Raw genomic sequence first — 18,550 nt, 5'->3', positions numbered from 1 at the left:
AACGCCCCGAACCAGTCGGGGCGTCAGTTTTTCGGCAGTGCGGTTAGCTTTCTATACGGTCCGCAAAGGCCGTTCGCTCAGGCGAAGTCGATCAGTGGAACTGTTCTTCTTCGGTCGAACCGGTCAGCGCGGTCACCGAGGACGTGCCGCCCTGGATCACGGTGGTCATGTCGTCGAAGTAGCCAGTGCCCACTTCCTGCTGGTGAGCCACGAAGGTGTAACCCTTGGCGGCGTCAGCGAATTCCTGCTCTTGCAGCTTCACGTAGGCAGTCATGTCGTTGCGGGCGTAGTCGTGTGCCAGGTTGAACATGCTGTGCCACATGTTGTGAATGCCGGCCAGGGTGATGAACTGGTGCTTGTAACCCATGGCGGACAGTTCGCGCTGGAACTTGGCGATGGTCGCGTCGTCCAGGTTTTTCTTCCAGTTGAAGGAAGGCGAGCAGTTGTACGACAGGATCTGGTCCGGGTATTCCTTCTTGATCGCTTCAGCGAAGCGACGGGCTTCTTCCAGGTCCGGCTTGGCGGTTTCGCACCAGATCAGGTCGGCGTACGGCGCGTAAGCCAGGCCACGGGCGATTGCCTGGTCCAGACCGGCACGAACCTTGTAAAAACCTTCCTGAGTGCGATCGCCGGTTACGAACGGCTTGTCATACGGGTCGCAGTCGGAAGTCAGCAGGTCGGCAGCGTTGGCGTCGGTACGGGCCAGGATGATGGTCGGTACGCCGGCAACGTCGGCAGCCAGACGAGCTGCGGTCAGCTTCTGCACGGCTTCCTGGGTTGGAACCAGAACCTTGCCGCCCATGTGGCCACATTTCTTCACGGAAGCCAGCTGGTCTTCGAAGTGAACGCCGGCGGCGCCTGCCTCGATCATGCTCTTCATCAGCTCGTAGGCGTTCAGTACGCCGCCGAAACCGGCTTCGGCGTCAGCCACGATTGGCGCGAAGTAGTCGATGTAGCCTTCGTCGCCCGGGTTCTTGCCGGCTTTCCACTGGATCTGGTCGGCACGACGGAACGAGTTGTTGATGCGCTTGACCACGGTTGGAACCGAGTCCACCGGGTACAGCGACTGGTCCGGGTACATCGATTCGGCGGAGTTGTTGTCCGCAGCGACTTGCCAGCCCGACAGGTAGATCGCCTGGATACCGGCCTTAACCTGCTGCACAGCCTGGCCGCCGGTCAGGGCGCCCATGCAGTTGACGAAATCTTTCTCTGGGCGGAAGGACGGCTTGGCACCCTGGGTGACCAGGTTCCACAGTTTTTCGGCGCCCATTTTTGCAAAGGTGTGCTCTGGTTGAACCGAGCCACGCAGACGGACGACGTCAGCAGCGGAGTAATTGCGAGTCACGCCTTTCCAGCGCGGGTTTTCAGCCCAGTCTTTTTCAAGGGCTGCAATTTGCTGTTCGCGTGTCAGTGCCATGGAGATAAACCTCGTCGCGTCTTTATGAAAAGTTGTTCTGCGGTGGAAAATTCCTTGCGCTCGCTGACCAGAAGCTTAGGTGGTCAGGTCGGGTTCGGCGGGGCAGGCGACGGGATGAACGATGGGCTCGAGGGGAAGTGAGCAGGTAAAGGCGAACTGGCGGGCGCATTCGGGCGTCGTGGGCCTTTGTACGAACTACAGTGTAAAGCCGGGTTACCTAATTACGCTTCCGTCCCTCGGGACAACTTCGTTCCAGTCGGCAACCTCGTCAAACACACCTTGTGGGCGGTACAGACACGAAACGGCTCGCGGGGATGGTTGCGAGCATCGCTTCGAAGGCCCTTGCCAGGGCCTCTGATTAGCGGGAGCGAGGCCATCATGCCTTCGCTTTTTTGGCTCGTCAAACGTTTTGTAGTGCTTTTTTTCAAGCACTACATCTTTCGTCTAATACGACTAATCAGTCAGTTTTTGGTGCTTTAGTCCAACGTGTCGACTTTCACCCGCAACGTCATGTCATCCCGGCCTTGAGTCGAGTAGCTGCGGGCCAGGCCCTGTTTGTCGGCCTGGGTCTGGCGATTCACGCCGGCGAGGGTGATCCACTCGCCCAGTCGCCCGGTGACAGTTGTGTCGGTGCTTTGCACGTTCACTACATCGGGACGTTCCTGGCTCATACGGTCACGGTTGGTACTGATGGCCAGGTGAACGGTTTCGCCGGTGACGCTGGCGGTGACATAAAACCCCTGGGTGACGTTGCGATATTGAGTCTGGCTGCTGTAGCCGCCATAAGAATCGCTCTGGCTGCTGGTGATCGGCACGCTCTGGCCGACCTGGATCAGCGCCGGCGCACCTTCGCTGGCCTGGATCTGCTGAATGCCGCCGTCACGGCTGGCAGTGCTGCGGCTGATGATGCGGGTCTGGGCGCCGTTGACCGAATAGCCTTCGTCGCCACGGCCGTTGTTTTCGTTGGTGTCGACCGTGATCAGCAGGCGCTTGGGTGCGGTGTCGAGCTGTGAGAGCAGATCCTTGAGTTCTTCGATCTTGCCGGGCTCCGCCTTGACGATCAGCTGGTTGCCATAAGCGCTGACCTGGCCGTCCTTGCCGATAAAGTCCTGAGCCACCGGCAGCATGTCGGCGCTGGTGTGGTATTTGAGGGGCACGATTTCTGTGGCTGCCATCACCGAAAAGCTGCAGCCGAGCAGCAGGGTGGTGAGCAGGGTGCGTAGGGACATGTCCGTTATCTCCGCTTTCGAAAGGCTTGATATTGCCAGTTTGTCGGCCCGGGGTGGGGCAAGTTGAATCGTAGACAGCAAAACGCCCCGGCATCGTGAGATGGCGGGGCGTTTGGAGTGTTCTCGAGACCGCTATCGCGAGCAAGCTCGCTCCCACAGGTTCGGCGTCATCCTGTGGGAGCGAGCTTGCTCGCGAAAGGAGCGCCTCGGTCTTAAGCCGAATGACGAACCATGTCGACATGCGGAATCCCGGCTTCCAGGAATTCCTCGCTGACCAGATTGAAACCCAGGCGCTCATAGAACGCCGTGGCCTGCACCTGGGCACTGAGCATCTGCTGCTTCAGGCCGCGCTCCTCGGCTTCGGCGATGACCGCGTGCATCAGCGCATCGCCGACCTTCAGGCCGCGCCAGTCCTTCAGCACCGAAACCCGGCCGACATGCCCGTCGGGCAAGAGGCGGGCGGTGCCGATCGGAAAGTCGCCTTCGAAAGCCAGAAAATGCACCGCCGTGGCGTCATCGGCGTCCCACTCAAGCTCGGGTGGAACCGATTGTTCGGCAATGAACACCGTTTCGCGAATGCGGCGGATCTCGGCGTTGTCCTTTTGCCAGTCTGCAACACGTACGCGAATCTTATTCATCGTCGGCGAACCCCAGGCTTCCCTGTTTGACCAGTTCGCACAGCAGGCCGCGGCCGTCTTCGTCGCTCAGCCAGTCACCGAGGTTGTCGGTGTGCAGGGCGTCGGCGGAGCAGATCAGCTTCAGCAGTTCGCGCAGTTTGCCTGGCAGGTAACGGCTCTGGCCGCTGGCGAACAGCAGCAGATCGTTATCGACGTCCGACCACGCCAGGCGCGCGCTCGGGTTGCGGATCAGAATGGCGCCATCTTCGAGCGCGCCGAGGAGGTCTTCTTCCTCGACTTCTTCCGGGCCGACCACCAGCTCTGGATAACGCGGCTCGGTCATGTACTGGCCGAACCAGGTCAGCAGCAGGCGTTCGTCGCTCATGTGCTCGGCGAGCAGCGCTTTCAGGCGGCCGAGCGCATCGTGCTGGATCTGATGTGGATCATCGCTGACCGGTTTTGCATCGGCGTCGGTGTAGCGCTCTTCGTCAGTCAGGAACTGGCTGAGGAAGTCGGTGAAGTGGGTCAGCACTTCAGCGGCGCTCGGTGCGCGGAAACCGACCGAGTAGGTCATGCAGTCATCGACGGCAACGCCGCAGTGAGCCAGGCGCGGCGGCAGGTACAGCATGTCGCCTGGTTCCAGGACCCACTCTTCGGTCTCGTGGAATTCGGCGAGGATGCGCAGGTCCGCGTGTTGCAGCAGCGGGCTTTCGGAGTTGCACATCTGGCCGATTTTCCAGTTGCGCTTGCCGTGGCCTTGCAGCAGGAATACGTCGTAGTTGTCGAAGTGCGGACCAACGCTGCCACCCGGGGCGGCGAAGCTGATCATCACGTCGTCGACGCGCCAGCTCGGCAGGAAGCGAAAGTTTTCCAGCAGCTCGCTGACTTCCGGTACGAACTGATCGACCGCCTGCACCAGCAGCGTCCATTCGCGCTCCGGCAGTTTGCTGAATTCGTCTTCGGCGAACGGGCCGCGACGCAGTTCCCATGGGCGCTCGCCGTGCTCGATCACCAGGCGCGATTCGACTTCTTCTTCCAGGGCCAGGCCGGCGAGTTCGTCGGCGTCGATCGGGCTTTCGAAATCAGGAATCGCCTGACGGATCAGCAGTGGTTTTTTCTGCCAGTAATCGCGCATGAACTCGCGCGCCGTAAGACCACCCAGAAGTTGAAGAGGAATATCGGGATTCATATGTAACCTATTGAAAAAAAGCATTTTTCAGACGGGAATAAAAACGCCCGGCGCGGCCGGGCGTCTCAAACGGGTCAAGCAGTCGATCAGATGCGTTTGGCTTGCGCTACAGCGTTGCCGATGTAGTTGGCCGGGGTCAGTTGCTTGAGCTCGGCTTTCGCATCGGCCGGCATGTCCAGGCCATCGATGAAAGTCTGCAGCGCTTCAGGGCTGATGCCCTTGCCGCGAGTCAGTTCTTTCAGCTTCTCGTACGGGTTTTCGATGTTGTAGCGGCGCATCACGGTCTGGATCGGCTCGGCCAGGACTTCCCAGCAAGCGTCCAGATCGGCAGCAATCTTGTCAGCGTTCAGCTCGAGCTTGCTGATGCCTTTGAGGCTCGCTTCGTACGCGATCACGCTGTGGGCGAAGCCGACACCGAGGTTGCGCAGAACGGTGGAGTCGGTCAGGTCGCGCTGCCAGCGGGAGATCGGCAGTTTGCTCGCCAGGTGCTGGAACAGTGCGTTGGCGATGCCCAGGTTGCCTTCGGAGTTTTCGAAGTCGATCGGGTTGACCTTGTGCGGCATGGTCGACGAACCGATTTCGCCAGCAATGGTGCGCTGCTTGAAGTAACCCAGGGAAATGTAGCCCCAGATGTCGCGGTCGAAGTCGATCAGGATGGTGTTGAAGCGCGCGATGGCGTCGAACAGCTCGGCGATGTAGTCGTGCGGCTCGATCTGCGTGGTGTACGGGTTGAAGCCCAGACCCAGCTCGTCTTCGATGAAGGCGCGGGCGTTGGCTTCCCAGTCGATCTGCGGGTAGGCCGACAGGTGAGCGTTGTAGTTGCCGACAGCGCCGTTGATCTTGCCCAGCAGCGGAACGGCAGCGACCTGAGCGATCTGGCGCTCGAGACGGTAAACCACGTTCGCCAGCTCTTTACCCAGAGTGGTCGGGGAGGCTGGTTGGCCGTGGGTACGCGACAGCATCGGCACGTCGGCGAAGCGGATGGCCAGTTCGCGGATGGCGTTGGCAGTCTGGCGCATCAGCGGCAGCATCACGTCGTCACGGCCTTCGCGCAGCATCAGGGCGTGGGACAGGTTGTTGATGTCCTCGCTGGTGCAGGCGAAGTGGATGAATTCACTGACCTTGGCCAGCTCCGGCAGCTTGGCCGCTTGCTCCTTGAGCAGGTATTCGATCGCTTTTACGTCGTGGTTGGTGGTGCGCTCGATCTCTTTCACGCGCTCGGCGTGCTCCAGCGAGAAGTTTTCGGCCAGTTCATTCAGAACGGCGTTGGCTTCGGCGGAGAAGGCTGGCACTTCCGGGATGCCGGCGTGAGCGGCCAGGCGCTGGAGCCAGCGCACTTCAACCAGAACGCGGGCACGGATCAGGCCGTACTCGCTGAAAATTGGGCGCAGGGCCTGGGTTTTGCCGGCGTAGCGGCCGTCAACAGGGGAAACCGCAGTGAGCGAAGAGAGCTGCATGGGGTGTTCTCGGACAGTCGGGCAACGAAATGGGGCGCGTATCATACATGAAAAAATCCGCCGGTCCGTCGCCAACTGACCGGCGTATTACGCGTTACAGACTACAAAGCTTTTATTGCGCGGCGATTTACTCGCTGCGCATCAATGGATACAGCTCTTTGAGCAATTTGCGCCGGCTCACGACCAACTGCCAGCGGTGACCGCCGAGCTGGCGCCACAGGCGTGCCGAACGAATGCCGGCGAGCAGCAGGGCACGGATCTTCGAGGCGTTGCTCGGCTGCTGCAGATTGCGCATGTCGCCATGCACCTGAATGCGTTGGCGCAGCGTGCTCAGGGTGTCCTGATACAGCGCACCGCAGGCCGCGATCACGTTTTCGTGGGCCGGGCCGAAATGCTCGACCTGCGACTGGATTTGCGGCAGACGCTTGCCGATCACGTCGAGCATGTCGTTGCGCTTGGCCAATTGCCGTTCAAGGCCGAGCATCGACAGGGCATAGCGCAGCGGCTCGCGCTGCAAGGTGCTCGGGTCGCGCTCGAGGGCGCCGATCAGTGCGCGGTAACCTTCGCGCAGATTGATGTCGTCGCCGCCGTACACATCCAGCGTGTCTTTCGGGTCGCGAACCAGCAAGCTGCCGAGCATGCAGCTCAGGCCTGCCTCGTTGGTCTGGCCGGTCTTGGCGATCCGGTCCACCAGCACGGCGGCTAGAAACACGCCGCCCAGAGCGGTCAATTGCTCCTGAGTCGGGCTCATGCCTGGCGGCTCCACGGCTCGGCGACTTCGATCACGCCGCCACCGAGGCAGATTTCACCGTCATAGAACACCACCGACTGGCCCGGCGTGACCGCGCGTTGCGGTTCGTCGAACACGGCGCGATAGCCGGTTTCGGTTTTCTCAAGGGTGCAGGACTGGTCGCTCTGGCGATAACGAACCTTGGCGGTCAGACGCAGCGGCTGGCTCAGGTCGATCGGGTTGACCCAATAGATTTCCGAGGCGAGCAGGGCGCTGGAGAACAGCCACGGATGGTTGTTGCCCTGACCGACGATCAGCTCGTTGGTGTCCAGATCCTTGCGCAGCACGTACCACGGCTCGTCGCCGGCGTCTTTCAAGCCGCCGATGCCCAGGCCCTGGCGCTGGCCGATGGTGTGGTACATCAAGCCGTGGTGACGGCCGATGACTTCGCCTTCGGTGGTCTTGATCTCGCCCGGTTGTGCCGGCAGGTATTGCTTGAGGAAATCGCTGAAACGGCGCTCGCCGATGAAGCAGATCCCGGTGGAATCCTTCTTCTTGGCGGTCGCCAGTTCGTATTTCTCGGCAATTGCACGAACTTCCGGCTTTTCCAGCTCGCCGACCGGGAACAGGGTCTTTGCGATCTGTTCGCCGCCGACGGCGTGCAGGAAGTAGCTCTGATCCTTGTTCGGATCCAGGCCCTTGAGCAGTTCGGTGCGGCCGTCGATGTCGCGGCGACGCACGTAGTGACCGGTGGCAATCAGGTCGGCACCGAGCATCATGGCGTAGTCGAGGAATGCCTTGAACTTGATCTCGCGGTTGCACAGGATGTCCGGGTTCGGTGTACGGCCGGCCTTGTACTCGGCCAGGAAGTGCTCGAACACGTTGTCCCAGTACTCGGCGGCGAAGTTGGCGGTGTGCAGCTTGATACCGATCTTGTCGCACACGGCCTGGGCATCCGCCAGGTCGTCCATGGCGGTGCAGTATTCCGTTCCGTCGTCTTCTTCCCAGTTCTTCATGAACAGGCCTTCCACTTCATAACCCTGCTCGATCAGCAGGAGAGCGGAAACGGAAGAGTCCACGCCGCCGGACATGCCGACAATGACGCGCTTCTTGGATGTGTCAGAAGGGGCTGGATCACGCATAGGGATTCAATGAGTGTCTTGAAAAAGGACGCGATTCTATCAGGCTCACGGCCTCAAGGCTAAAGGGAAGGGCGGATCAGTTCGAGGCCGAAGCGATTGCCGGCCAGATAATCATCGATGCAACGGATGATCAGCTCGCTGCGCCAGTTATCGCGCTGGGCCAATAATTCGTCGCGGGTCAGCCACTTGGCGCCGACGATGCCGTCGTCCAGTTGGTAATCCGGGTGGTGTTTGACGGCTTTGGCGCTGAAGCACACGCGCTGGTAAGTCACGCCGTTGCTCGGGGCGGTGTACAGATAAATGCCGATCACGGCGGTGGGTTCGACGTCCCAGCCGGTTTCTTCGAGGGTTTCGCGCACGGCGGCTTCGATCAGGGTTTCGTGCGGATCCAGATGGCCGGCGGGCTGATTGAGTACGTTACGGCCAGCCTTGTGTTCCTCGACCATCAGGAAACGACCGTTGTCCTCGACGATGGTGGCGACAGTGATGTGGGGGAGCCAGTCCATAAGTCTTCCTCAAACTATTGGTTTAAACCCCAATCCCCTTGTGGGAGCGAGCTTGCTCGCGAAAGCGATGGGTCAGTCAATGAAGATGTTGAATGATAAACCGCATTCGCGAGCAAGCTCGCTCCCACATGGGAAGGGTGTGAACTCTGAAAACACAAACCCCGGCGCATGGCCGGGGTTTGTGATGTTCCCTTTACAACCTTATACCAGCGCAGCGATGGCCGCGTTGAGGGTTGCGCTTGGGCGCATGGCCTTGCTGATCAGCTCGGCATTGGCGTGGTAGTAACCGCCGATGTCCACTGGTTTGCCTTGAACGGCGTTGAGCTCGGCGACGATGGTCGCTTCGTTCTCGGTCAAGGTCTTGGCCAGAGTTGCGAACTGCGCTTGCAGTGCAGCGTCTTCAGTCTGGGCGGCCAGGGCTTGTGCCCAGTACATGGCCAGGTAGAAGTGGCTGCCGCGGTTGTCGATGTTGCCGACTTTGCGCGATGGCGACTTGTTGTTGTCCAGGAACTGGCCAGTAGCCTGATCCAGAGTCTTGGACAGAACCAGCGCTTTCGGGTTGTTGTAGTTCACACCCAGGTGCTCGAGAGAAGCGGCCAGGGCCAGGAATTCACCCAGCGAATCCCAGCGCAGGAAGTTCTCTTCGACCAGTTGCTGCACGTGCTTCGGAGCCGAACCGCCGGCGCCGGTTTCGAACAGGCCACCGCCGTTCATCAGCGGCACGATCGACAGCATCTTGGCGCTGGTGCCCAGTTCCATGATCGGGAACAGGTCGGTCAGGTAGTCGCGCAGTACGTTGCCGGTCACCGAAATGGTGTCCTTGCCTTCGCGGGTGCGCTGCAGGGTGTACTTCATCGCGTCGACCGGCGCCATGATCTGGATGTCCAGACCGGCGGTATCGTGATCCTTCAGGTAAGCCTGAACCTTCTCGATCACCACGCCGTCGTGGGCGCGCATCGGGTCCAGCCAGAAAATGGCCGGAGTTGTGCTTGCGCGAGCGCGGTTGACGGCCAGTTTGACCCAGTCCTGGATCGGCGCGTCTTTGGTCTGGCACATGCGGAAGATGTCGCCGGCTTCAACAGCCTGTTCCATCAGCAGGGTGCCTTTGCTGTCGGTCACGCGAACCACGCCGTCGGCCTTGATCTGGAAGGTCTTGTCGTGGGAACCGTATTCTTCAGCCTTTTTGGCCATCAGGCCAACGTTTGGCACGCTGCCCATGGTGGTCGGATCGAAAGCGCCATTGGCTTTGCAATCTTCGATCACGGCCTGGTAGATGGTGGCGTAGCAGCGATCCGGGATCACAGCCTTGGTGTCGTGCAGCTGGCCGTCGGTGCCCCACATCTTGCCGGAGTCACGGATCATGGCCGGCATCGAGGCGTCGACGATAACGTCGCTCGGCACGTGCAGGTTGGTGATGCCTTTGTCGGAGTTGACCATCGCCAGCGACGGACGAACGGCGTAGACCGCTTGCACGTCAGCTTCGATCTGGGCTTGCTGTTCGGCCGGCAGGGATTTGATGCGGGCGTACAGGTCGCCGATGCCGTTGTTCAGGTTGAAGCCGATTTCGGCCAGCACGTCGGCGTGCTTGGTCAGGGCGTCTTTATAGAACTCGGCAACGATCTGGCCGAACATGATCGGGTCGGAGACCTTCATCATGGTGGCTTTCAGGTGAACCGACAGCAGCACGCCTTGTTGCTTGGCGCTGTCGATTTCAGCGGCGATGAACGCGCGCAGAGCCTTTTTGCTCATTACGGAGCAGTCGAGGATCTCGCCCGCCTGAACGGTGGTTTTTTCTTTCAGGACGGTAGCGGTGCCGTCTTTGGCAATCAGCTCGATCTTCACGGCGTCAGCGGCGTCGATCAGGGCAGCTTTTTCGCTGCCGTAGAAATCGCCGGTGCTCATGTGAGCGACGTGGGACTTGGAGTCCTTGGCCCAGGCGCCCATTTTGTGCGGGTGCTTGCGAGCGTAGTTCTTGACCGACAGCGGAGCGCGGCGGTCGGAGTTGCCTTCACGCAGAACCGGGTTCACGGCGCTGCCCTTGACCTTGTCGTAGCGCGCCTTGGCGTCTTTGTCGGCGTCGCTGGTCACGGTTTCCGGGTAGTCCGGCAGGTTGTAGCCCTGGGCTTGCAGTTCTTTGATCGCGGCTTGCAGTTGCGGAACCGAGGCGCTGATGTTCGGCAGCTTGATGATGTTGGCTTCAGGCGTAACGGCCAGGTCGCCCAGTTCGGCGAGGTGGTCGGCTACGGCTTTGTCGCCCAGTTGCTCGGGGAAGCTGGCCAGAATACGTGCTGCAAGAGAGATATCGCGGGTTTCCACGGCGATATCGGCCGAGGCGGTGTAAGCCTCGATGATCGGCAGCAGGGAATAGGTGGCGAGGGCTGGAGCTTCGTCGGTGAAGGTATAGATGATCTTCGAGCGGGTGGGCATATTCGGATTAACTCTCTCTTCTTTGCTAAAGCGTGCGCAGAAACTCGAGGGGCGCCGGGTAAGCGCGTTCGTTCAAAGTCATCCATGAACCGAATGTCGAGAATCTTCGCGGTGATGTTGGGTGCATCAGTAGAGCGTCAAGCAGTCGGACTGCGGTAACAACCCGACCAATCAGGCGGAAAGTCTCGTGCTAGAGAGGCCAGCCGTCGTGACCCTTTGGTCAGCGGGCGGCATTATACATAGGTAGCTGGCAATCTGCCGATGGTTCATATGCAACGATTCTCGTCCATTGGTCTAAAGGTCGCAGGGCGGGGTGGGGCGTAGAGTCGCCGTGAATGCTTGAGATTGGCGCTTTTCCCTTTGCTTTCAGGCTTGTACGAAACGAGATGTGGCCGCGCCCGGAACAGAGGGTTTGCGTGTTGATTCAACTGGGTTACGCTCGAACCAAGCCAGATGTTCAATCCAAACAATGGAGTTCAGCATGGGTTACAAGAAGATTCAGGTTCCAGCCGTCGGCGACAAAATCACCGTCAACGCAGACCATTCTCTCAATGTCCCTGATAACCCGATCATTCCCTTCATCGAAGGTGACGGCATTGGCGTCGACGTCAGCCCTGTGATGATCAAAGTGGTTGATGCTGCCGTGGAAAAAGCCTACGGGGGCAAGCGCAAGATTTCCTGGATGGAGGTTTATGCTGGCGAAAAAGCAACTCAGGTCTATGACCAGGACACCTGGCTGCCCCAGGAAACCCTGGATGCCGTCAAGGACTACGTGGTTTCCATCAAGGGCCCGCTGACCACCCCGGTCGGTGGCGGTATTCGCTCCCTCAACGTTGCCCTGCGTCAACAGCTCGATCTCTATGTCTGCCTGCGCCCTGTGGTGTGGTTCGAAGGCGTGCCGAGCCCGGTGAAAAAGCCTGGCGACGTCGACATGGTGATCTTCCGTGAGAACTCCGAAGACATTTATGCCGGTATCGAATGGAAGGCCGGCTCGCCTGAGGCCACCAAGGTCATCAAATTCCTGAAAGAAGAAATGGGCGTCACCAAGATCCGTTTCGACCAGGATTGCGGCATCGGCATCAAGCCTGTTTCCAAGGAAGGCACCAAGCGTCTGGTGCGCAAGGCCCTGCAATACGTAGTGGACAACGACCGCAAGTCGCTGACCATCGTGCACAAGGGCAACATCATGAAATTCACCGAAGGTGCCTTCAAGGACTGGGGCTATGAGGTGGCGAAGGAAGAATTCGGCGCCGAGCTGCTCGATGGCGGCCCATGGATGAAATTCAAGAACCCGAAAACCGGCCGCGAAGTCGTGGTCAAGGACGCCATCGCCGACGCCATGCTCCAGCAGATCCTGCTGCGTCCGGCCGAGTACGATGTGATCGCTACCCTCAACCTCAACGGTGACTACCTTTCCGACGCCCTGGCGGCGGAAGTGGGCGGTATCGGGATCGCGCCGGGTGCCAACCTGTCCGACACCGTGGCCATGTTCGAGGCGACCCACGGTACCGCGCCGAAATATGCCGGCAAGGACCAGGTCAACCCGGGTTCGGTGATTCTGTCGGCAGAGATGATGCTGCGCCACCTGGGCTGGACCGAGGCGGCCGACCTGATAATCAAGGGCACCAATGGCGCCATCAAGGCCAAGACCGTGACCTACGACTTCGAACGTCTGATGGAGGGCGCCACGCTGGTGTCGTCGTCGGGCTTCGGTGAGGCGATCGTCAAGCACATGTAAGACAGACAGCTGCAACGAAACCGCCCGGCTCGAGTGATCGAGCCGGGCGGTTTGTTTTCTGGCAGGTGTTCTGGTTGCTTCAGCTGGTCACTGACTGGTGATGAGCTGCTGGCGAGACGGCGTCTTTTGCGGCCTCAACATTCTGAATTTTTGTGGCGTGCAGGCCTTTGGGCCCTTGCACGATCTCGAATTTGACGATTTGCCCGGCTTTGAGGGTTTTGTATCCGACCATTTCAATGGCGGAATAGTGGGCAAAGAAGTCGATCTCCTTGCCGTCCTCATCCTTCCCTTCGTGGGTGTCGGTGTTGATGAAACCGAACCCCTTGGCATTGTTGAACCATTTCACCTTGCCGACAGCCATGCTCAAATCCCTCTGCAACAGTCTCCATCGCTGGAGTATCATCCAATTCATCCGCAGTCGAATCCGTTAAAAAGATTGACTCCGCGGATCTTTTTTCCCCACTGTGGGTTCTATTGGTTGTAACACCGTTTTCCCGATAGTCAAGGTGACCGGGCAGTCGGAGTTGAAAACGTGTCAAGCCGCCCCCACCACTGTATTTGCACAACTGACGAACCTTTCTTTCCATGCATGCAATCAGCCAGATTCGACTAACATTCAATCAGGATCGCCCGCTTCTCCAAAAGGATCTTCCACAGGAGCACGACGACGATTCGGCAGGCGTTGCTGTTCAGGAAGCAAAGCCTGCGTTACAGGCGCCGCCGATGTACAAGGTGGTTTTGTTCAATGATGACTACACACCGATGGATTTCGTCGTCGAAGTGCTCGAGGTGTTTTTTAACCTGAATCGCGAGCTGGCGACCAAGGTCATGCTGGCCGTCCATACAGAAGGGCGGGCAGTATGTGGAGTGTTTACCCGCGACATCGCCGAGACAAAGGCCATGCAGGTCAACCAGTACGCCAGGGAAAGCCAGCATCCGCTACTCTGTGAAATCGAGAAGGACGGTTAATCGCCGACCACTTGGGTATGAGGTGAAGCTATGTTAAACCGCGAGCTCGAAGTCACCCTCAATCTTGCCTTCAAGGAGGCACGTTCGAAGCGTCATGAGTTCATGACCGTCGAACACCTGCTGCTGGCCCTATTGGACAATGAGGCTGCCGCCACCGTATTGCGTGCCTGCGGCGCAAACCTCGACAAACTCAAGCACGACCTGCAGGAGTTCATCGACTCCACCACGCCACTGATCCCCGTTCACGACGAGGATCGCGAAACCCAGCCAACCCTGGGCTTCCAGCGTGTGCTGCAACGTGCTGTCTTTCATGTGCAGAGCTCGGGCAAACGCGAAGTGACCGGCGCCAACGTGCTGGTTGCAATCTTCAGTGAGCAAGAGAGTCAGGCGGTGTTCCTGCTGAAACAGCAGAGCGTTGCACGCATTGATGTCGTCAACTATATCGCCCACGGCATTTCCAAAGTGCCGGGGCATGGCGATCACTCTGAAGGTGAACAAGATATGCAGGACGACGAGGGCGGTGAGTCTTCTTCTTCAGGCAATCCGCTGGACGCTTATGCCAGCAACCTCAACGAACTCGCACGCCAAGGCCGGATCGATCCGCTGGTCGGGCGTGAAACGGAAGTCGAGCGTGTCGCGCAGATTCTCGCGCGCCGTCGCAAGAACAATCCGCTGTTGGTGGGCGAGGCTGGCGTGGGTAAAACCGCAATTGCCGAAGGCCTGGCCAAGCGCATTGTCGACAACCAGGTGCCAGACCTGCTGGCCAACAGCGTCGTTTATTCCCTCGATCTGGGCGCTCTGCTCGCGGGCACCAAGTATCGCGGTGATTTCGAGAAGCGCTTCAAGGCGCTGCTCAACGAACTGAAAAAACGTCCGCAGGCGATCCTGTTCATCGACGAGATCCACACCATCATCGGTGCAGGTGCTGCGTCCGGTGGCGTCATGGATGCCTCGAACCTGCTCAAACCGTTGTTGTCGTCTGGCGACATTCGCTGCATCGGCTCGACCACGTTCCAGGAATTCCGTGGCATCTTCGAAAAAGACCGCGCTCTGGCGCGTCGCTTCCAGAAGGTCGATGTCGTCGAGCCGTCGGTGGAAGACACCATCGGTATCCTGCGCGGCCTGAAAGGGCGTTTCGAGCAGCACCACAACATCGAATACAGCGATGAGTCGCTGCGCGCCGCTGCGGAACTGGCTTCGCGCTACATCAATGACCGGCACATGCCGGACAAGGCCATCGACGTGATCGACGAGGCGGGCGCCTATCAGCGTCTGCAACCGGTCGAGAAGCGTGTGAAACGCATCGAAGTGCCTGAGGTCGAGGACATCGTGGCGAAAATCGCGCGGATTCCGCCGAAGCACGTCACCAGCTCCGACAAGGAACTGCTGCGTAACCTCGAGCGTGACCTGAAGCTGACGGTGTTTGGTCAGGACGCGGCGATCGATTCGCTGTCGACTGCGATCAAGTTGTCCCGTGCCGGTCTCAAGTCGCCTGACAAGCCTGTCGGTTCGTTCCTGTTCGCAGGGCCGACCGGTGTCGGTAAAACCGAAGCCGCGCGTCAATTGGCCAAGGCGTTGGGGATCGAACTGGTGCGCTTCGACATGTCCGAGTACATGGAGCGTCACACCGTATCGCGTCTGATCGGTGCGCCTCCGGGGTATGTCGGTTTCGACCAGGGCGGTCTGTTGACCGAAGCGATCACCAAGCAGCCGCATTGCGTATTGCTGCTCGATGAAATCGAGAAGGCGCATCCGGAAGTCTTCAACCTGCTGCTGCAGGTGATGGACCACGGCACGCTGACCGACAACAACGGGCGCAAGGCGGACTTCCGCAACGTGATCGTGATCATGACCACCAACGCCGGTGCTGAAACGGCGGCGCGTGCTTCGATCGGTTTCACCCATCAGGACCACTCGTCTGATGCGATGGAAGTGATCAAGAAGAGCTTCACGCCGGAATTCCGCAACCGTCTGGACACCATTATTCAGTTTGGTCGCCTCAGTCATGAGGTCATCAAAAGCGTGGTGGACAAGTTCCTTACCGAACTTCAGGCGCAGCTGGAAGACAAGCGGGTGCTTCTGGAAGTCACCGATGCGGCGCGCAGTTGGCTGGCGGCCGGTGGTTACGATTCGGCCATGGGCGCGCGTCCAATGGCGCGTCTGATCCAGGACAAGATCAAACGTCCGCTGGCGGAGGAGATTCTGTTTGGCGAGCTGGCCGAGCATGGCGGTGTGGTTCACATCGACATCAAGGATGGTGAGCTGACGTTTGACTTCGAGACCACTGCAGAAATGGCTTGATGGCTGGTAAGTGAAAAGGCGCCTTTGGGCGCCTTTTTATTGTCTGTTTGTTTGGTGTGAATATCCGTTGTTGCGGTAACGGCTTCTTGGGGTTCCGCCCTTACGGCGGGGCACTTTTGGCAAACGCCCCAAAAGTAACCAAAAGGTCTCTAACCCTGACGTACGGCCCCTCGCTGAGGCTCGGTGTCCCTTCGCTCCGGGATTGATCCGGGGGCATCGCCTACGGTTTGCTTCGCTGCACCTCCTCTCGATGCATGCGGCTGCGCCGCACGGTCGCTGCGCTCCCACCCCCCGGATCAATCCCTCCACTCAGCCTGCCGACGGGCCCTGCGATCAAAAGCGGTACTCGAGCTAACGCTCATCGTGTTGCGTGGTGAGGAGCGGGGGCTCTTGATCTGGCTTTGGCTTTTGATTTTTTGCCCCTTCGGCAGGCCGAGCGTAGGTGTCCATCAGGGGGTAGGCGCGCAGCGCCGTGCGGCGAAGCCGCATACATCGAGAGGAGGTGCAGCGAAGCAAACCGTAGGCGATGCCCCCTGATGGACACCGTAGCGAGGGAACACTGAGCCTAAGCGAAGTGCCGTACGCCGGGGCAAAAGCCTTTTGGTTCCTTTTTGGCGTTTGAAAAAGGGACTCGCTGTAAGAGCGAAACCGCCAGCGGCAGCACCCGAAGCAATGGATATACACCCAAATCCAAAAAAACACGCACACACAAAAACGCCCGGCAAATGCCGGGCGTCTTGTATTGACTTGATTAGCGAGCGCGGTAAGTAATACGCCCTTTGCTCAAGTCATAGGGCGTCAGCTCGACGCGCACTTTGTCACCGGTAAGAATACGAATGTAGTTCTTGCGCATCTTGCCGGAAATATGCGCGGTTACGACGTGCCCATTTTCCAACTCCACACGAAACATGGTGTTGGGCAGGGTGTCGACGACAGTGCCTTCCATTTCGAAGCTGTCTTCTTTCGACATGCAGTAAAGCCCTCGGTATCCAATGAATGGCCCGGTGCAACTGCGCCAGGCAAAAGCGGCGTGCATTGTGCCCGAAAAATGGGGTTTACGCCAAGGGGTTTAGGGCTTGCATTCAGTTCAGGATGACCCAGCGCTGATTAATGAGCAGTTCGATAGGTCGATATTGGGTCTTGTAGTTCATCTTTTTGCAGTTTTTGATCCAGTAACCCAGGTACACCGCTTCAAGCCCCAGCCGCTGGGCCTCGCCGATTTGCCAGAGGATGGCATACCGTCCCAGGCTGCGACGCTCTTCATCCGGTTCGTAAAAGGTGTAGACCGCCGACAAGCCGTTGGGCAGCAGATCGGTGACGGCGACCGCCAGCAACCGTCCGTCGAGCCGGAATTCGTAGAACCGTGAGAAGGGCAGATCGCGTACCAGAAAAGTCGAGAATTGATCGCGGCTCGGCGGGTACATGTCGCCGTCGGCGTGGCGCTGTTCGATGTAGCGCTGATAGAGGTCGAAATATTCTTCGCTGAACGCCGGCTTGACCGGGCGTACCTGTAAATCGCTGTTGCGCTTGAAAATTCGTTTCTGCTGACGGTTGGGATTGAACTGCGCCACGGGAATGCGCGCAGGCACGCAGGCATTGCAGTTCTGGCAATGCGGGCGGTACAGGTGGTCGCCGCTGCGGCGAAAGCCCATTTCTGACAGGTCTGCGTAGACATGCACGTCCATGGGCTGGCTCGGATCGAGAAACAGGGTCGTCGCCTGTTCCTCGGGCAGATAACTGCAAGAGTGAGGCTGAGTGGCATAAAACTTCAACCGCGCCAACTCGGTCATGATCAACCCTCAAGGGTAAGCTGGTGAATTAAGTGTAAGCCACGCACGCAAAAGTCGCTCAGCAAACCCAGGTCGCATGATTGGGTTGATCGAGGTGTCGGGCCAGATATTCAGCGAATGCAGAGCGGGAAATCGCCCGGGCGCCAAGACTGTGCAGATGATCGGTCGGCATTTGGCAGTCGATCAACACGAAACCCGCGTCTTTCAGATGTTGCACCAGTGTGGCAAAGCCGTACTTGGAGGCATTGTCTGCGCGGCTGAACATCGATTCGCCGAAGAACAGCTGCCCCATCGCCAGGCCGTACAGGCCGCCGACCAGTTCGCCCTGATCCCACACCTCCACCGAATGAGCGAAGCCGCGTCGATGCAGTTCGATATAGGCGTCCTGCATCGCCTCGGTGATCCAGGTGCCATCGGCATATTCCCTCGGTGCGGCGCAGGCGTTGATCACGGCCTCGAAATCCTGATCGAAGGTCACTTGATAACGCTGTTTGCGCATCAATTTACCGAGGCTGCGCGAGACGTGCAGTTCGTCGGGAAAAAGGACGGTGCGCGGATCCGGCGACCACCAGAGAATCGGCTGGCCTTCGGAAAACCAGGGAAAGCAACCGTGGCGATAAGCCTGGATCAAGCGATCGGCGGACAGGTCGCCACCGGCCGCCAGCAATCCGTTGGGATCGCGCATGGCTTTTTCCAGTGGAGGGAAAGTCAGTGAATTGCGTTGTAACCAAGTCAGCATGGCGTCCAGGCTTGCAGAAGGGGAGGGCGGTGGGCAATCGGCCCGCGATAAAGTGTGCCGGGAAATTGCGCGAATGTCCTGCGTTGCGGCGCGGTGTTTGTGCCGCTGCAACTTGAGCATCCGGATGCGGTCGTAATCGGGCGCAACACCGGTGCGGGCAAGCTTGCCGATGCCAATGCGTGGCACTCTGGGGAGATGAGGCGCGAATGCTTCGCTACGTTCATCAAATACACCTCATAAGCCTTTGTCACAAAAGACAATGCATGCTCAAATTGAACGCCGGGCGTTGTGCGTTTGGC

Annotated in this window: 16 protein-coding genes; 3 read left to right on the top strand and 13 right to left on the bottom strand. The window is 59.1% G+C overall.

The features are described 5' to 3' along the window. Positions 1-91 precede the first annotated feature (91 nt). From aceA to IHQ43_RS18275, 9 genes are all read right to left on the bottom strand, one after another. On the bottom strand, positions 92-1,417 hold the full coding sequence (aceA, locus tag IHQ43_RS18315) for an isocitrate lyase (protein ID WP_192561603.1): 1,326 nt from the start codon (positions 1,415-1,417) through the stop codon (positions 92-94). 476 nt (positions 1,418-1,893) lie between these two features. Then, a complete protein-coding gene (locus IHQ43_RS18310; RefSeq protein WP_192561602.1) occupies positions 1,894-2,646 on the bottom strand; it encodes a secretin N-terminal domain-containing protein in 753 nt (250 codons plus the stop codon). A gap of 212 nt (positions 2,647-2,858) precedes the next feature. Beyond that, a complete protein-coding gene (locus IHQ43_RS18305; protein WP_192561601.1) occupies positions 2,859-3,284 on the bottom strand; it encodes a GNAT family N-acetyltransferase in 426 nt (141 codons plus the stop codon). Further along, positions 3,277-4,452, bottom strand: coding sequence for a ribosomal protein uL16 3-hydroxylase (locus IHQ43_RS18300; RefSeq protein WP_192561600.1), 1,176 nt, complete (start codon positions 4,450-4,452; stop codon positions 3,277-3,279). The genes IHQ43_RS18305 and IHQ43_RS18300 overlap by 8 nt, the downstream gene beginning before the upstream one ends. An 86-nt stretch (positions 4,453-4,538) precedes the next feature. Beyond that, complete coding sequence (purB, locus tag IHQ43_RS18295; RefSeq protein WP_192561599.1) at positions 4,539-5,909, bottom strand: adenylosuccinate lyase; 1,371 nt, start codon at positions 5,907-5,909, stop codon at positions 4,539-4,541. Positions 5,910-6,036: 127 nt separating this feature from the next. Further along, positions 6,037-6,660 (bottom strand): high frequency lysogenization protein HflD, encoded by a 624-nt coding sequence (hflD, locus tag IHQ43_RS18290; RefSeq protein WP_039767411.1) that lies wholly within the window; start codon positions 6,658-6,660, stop codon positions 6,037-6,039. Continuing rightward, the gene (gene mnmA, locus IHQ43_RS18285) at positions 6,657-7,781 is read right to left on the bottom strand and encodes a tRNA 2-thiouridine(34) synthase MnmA (protein ID WP_192561598.1); all 1,125 of its coding nucleotides are present in this window, start codon (positions 7,779-7,781) and stop codon (positions 6,657-6,659) included. The genes hflD and mnmA overlap by 4 nt, the downstream gene beginning before the upstream one ends. 59 nt (positions 7,782-7,840) lie before the next feature. After that, a complete protein-coding gene (locus IHQ43_RS18280; protein ID WP_192561597.1) occupies positions 7,841-8,287 on the bottom strand; it encodes an NUDIX hydrolase in 447 nt (148 codons plus the stop codon). 201 nt (positions 8,288-8,488) lie between these two features. Further along, positions 8,489-10,714 carry an NADP-dependent isocitrate dehydrogenase gene (locus IHQ43_RS18275; protein WP_192561596.1) on the bottom strand — a complete coding sequence of 742 codons (2,226 nt, stop codon included), beginning with the start codon at positions 10,712-10,714 and terminating at the stop codon, positions 8,489-8,491. Positions 10,715-11,195: 481 nt separating this feature from the next. Here IHQ43_RS18275 and icd point away from each other — a divergent pair, with 481 nt between their 5' ends. Continuing rightward, positions 11,196-12,452, top strand: coding sequence for an NADP-dependent isocitrate dehydrogenase (gene icd, locus IHQ43_RS18270; protein ID WP_085689987.1), 1,257 nt, complete (start codon positions 11,196-11,198; stop codon positions 12,450-12,452). A gap of 79 nt (positions 12,453-12,531) precedes the next feature. On the opposite strand, the gene IHQ43_RS18265 is transcribed toward icd, so the two are convergent. Further along, on the bottom strand, positions 12,532-12,813 hold the full coding sequence (locus tag IHQ43_RS18265) for a cold shock domain-containing protein (RefSeq protein ID WP_192561595.1): 282 nt from the start codon (positions 12,811-12,813) through the stop codon (positions 12,532-12,534). Positions 12,814-13,037: 224 nt separating this feature from the next. Between IHQ43_RS18265 and clpS the strand changes: the two genes are divergently transcribed. Both clpS and clpA read left to right on the top strand, forming a co-directional pair. Further along, positions 13,038-13,421 (top strand): ATP-dependent Clp protease adapter ClpS, encoded by a 384-nt coding sequence (gene clpS / locus IHQ43_RS18260; RefSeq protein ID WP_011334948.1) that lies wholly within the window; start codon positions 13,038-13,040, stop codon positions 13,419-13,421. A 30-nt stretch (positions 13,422-13,451) separates the two neighbouring features. Continuing rightward, positions 13,452-15,722: an ATP-dependent Clp protease ATP-binding subunit ClpA gene (gene clpA / locus IHQ43_RS18255; protein WP_007951436.1), complete on the top strand. Its 2,271-nt coding sequence runs from the start codon at positions 13,452-13,454 to the stop codon at positions 15,720-15,722. 751 nt (positions 15,723-16,473) lie between these two features. Here clpA and infA read toward each other — a convergent pair. The 3 genes from infA to aat form a co-directional block, all read right to left on the bottom strand. Then, positions 16,474-16,692, bottom strand: coding sequence for a translation initiation factor IF-1 (gene infA / locus IHQ43_RS18250; RefSeq protein WP_002553999.1), 219 nt, complete (start codon positions 16,690-16,692; stop codon positions 16,474-16,476). 112 nt (positions 16,693-16,804) lie between these two features. Further along, positions 16,805-17,512: an arginyltransferase gene (locus tag IHQ43_RS18245; protein WP_192561594.1), complete on the bottom strand. Its 708-nt coding sequence runs from the start codon at positions 17,510-17,512 to the stop codon at positions 16,805-16,807. A 58-nt stretch (positions 17,513-17,570) separates the two neighbouring features. Continuing rightward, the gene (gene aat, locus IHQ43_RS18240) at positions 17,571-18,251 is read right to left on the bottom strand and encodes a leucyl/phenylalanyl-tRNA--protein transferase (RefSeq protein WP_192561593.1); all 681 of its coding nucleotides are present in this window, start codon (positions 18,249-18,251) and stop codon (positions 17,571-17,573) included. Positions 18,252-18,550: the final 299 nt, after the last annotated feature.

The sequence above is a fragment of the Pseudomonas gozinkensis genome, from assembly GCF_014863585.1.
Taxonomy (GTDB): Bacteria; Pseudomonadota; Gammaproteobacteria; order Pseudomonadales; family Pseudomonadaceae; genus Aquipseudomonas; species Aquipseudomonas gozinkensis.
Note: the sequence above shows the minus strand (reverse complement) of the source record. Positions and strands in the feature narration are given on the sequence as shown.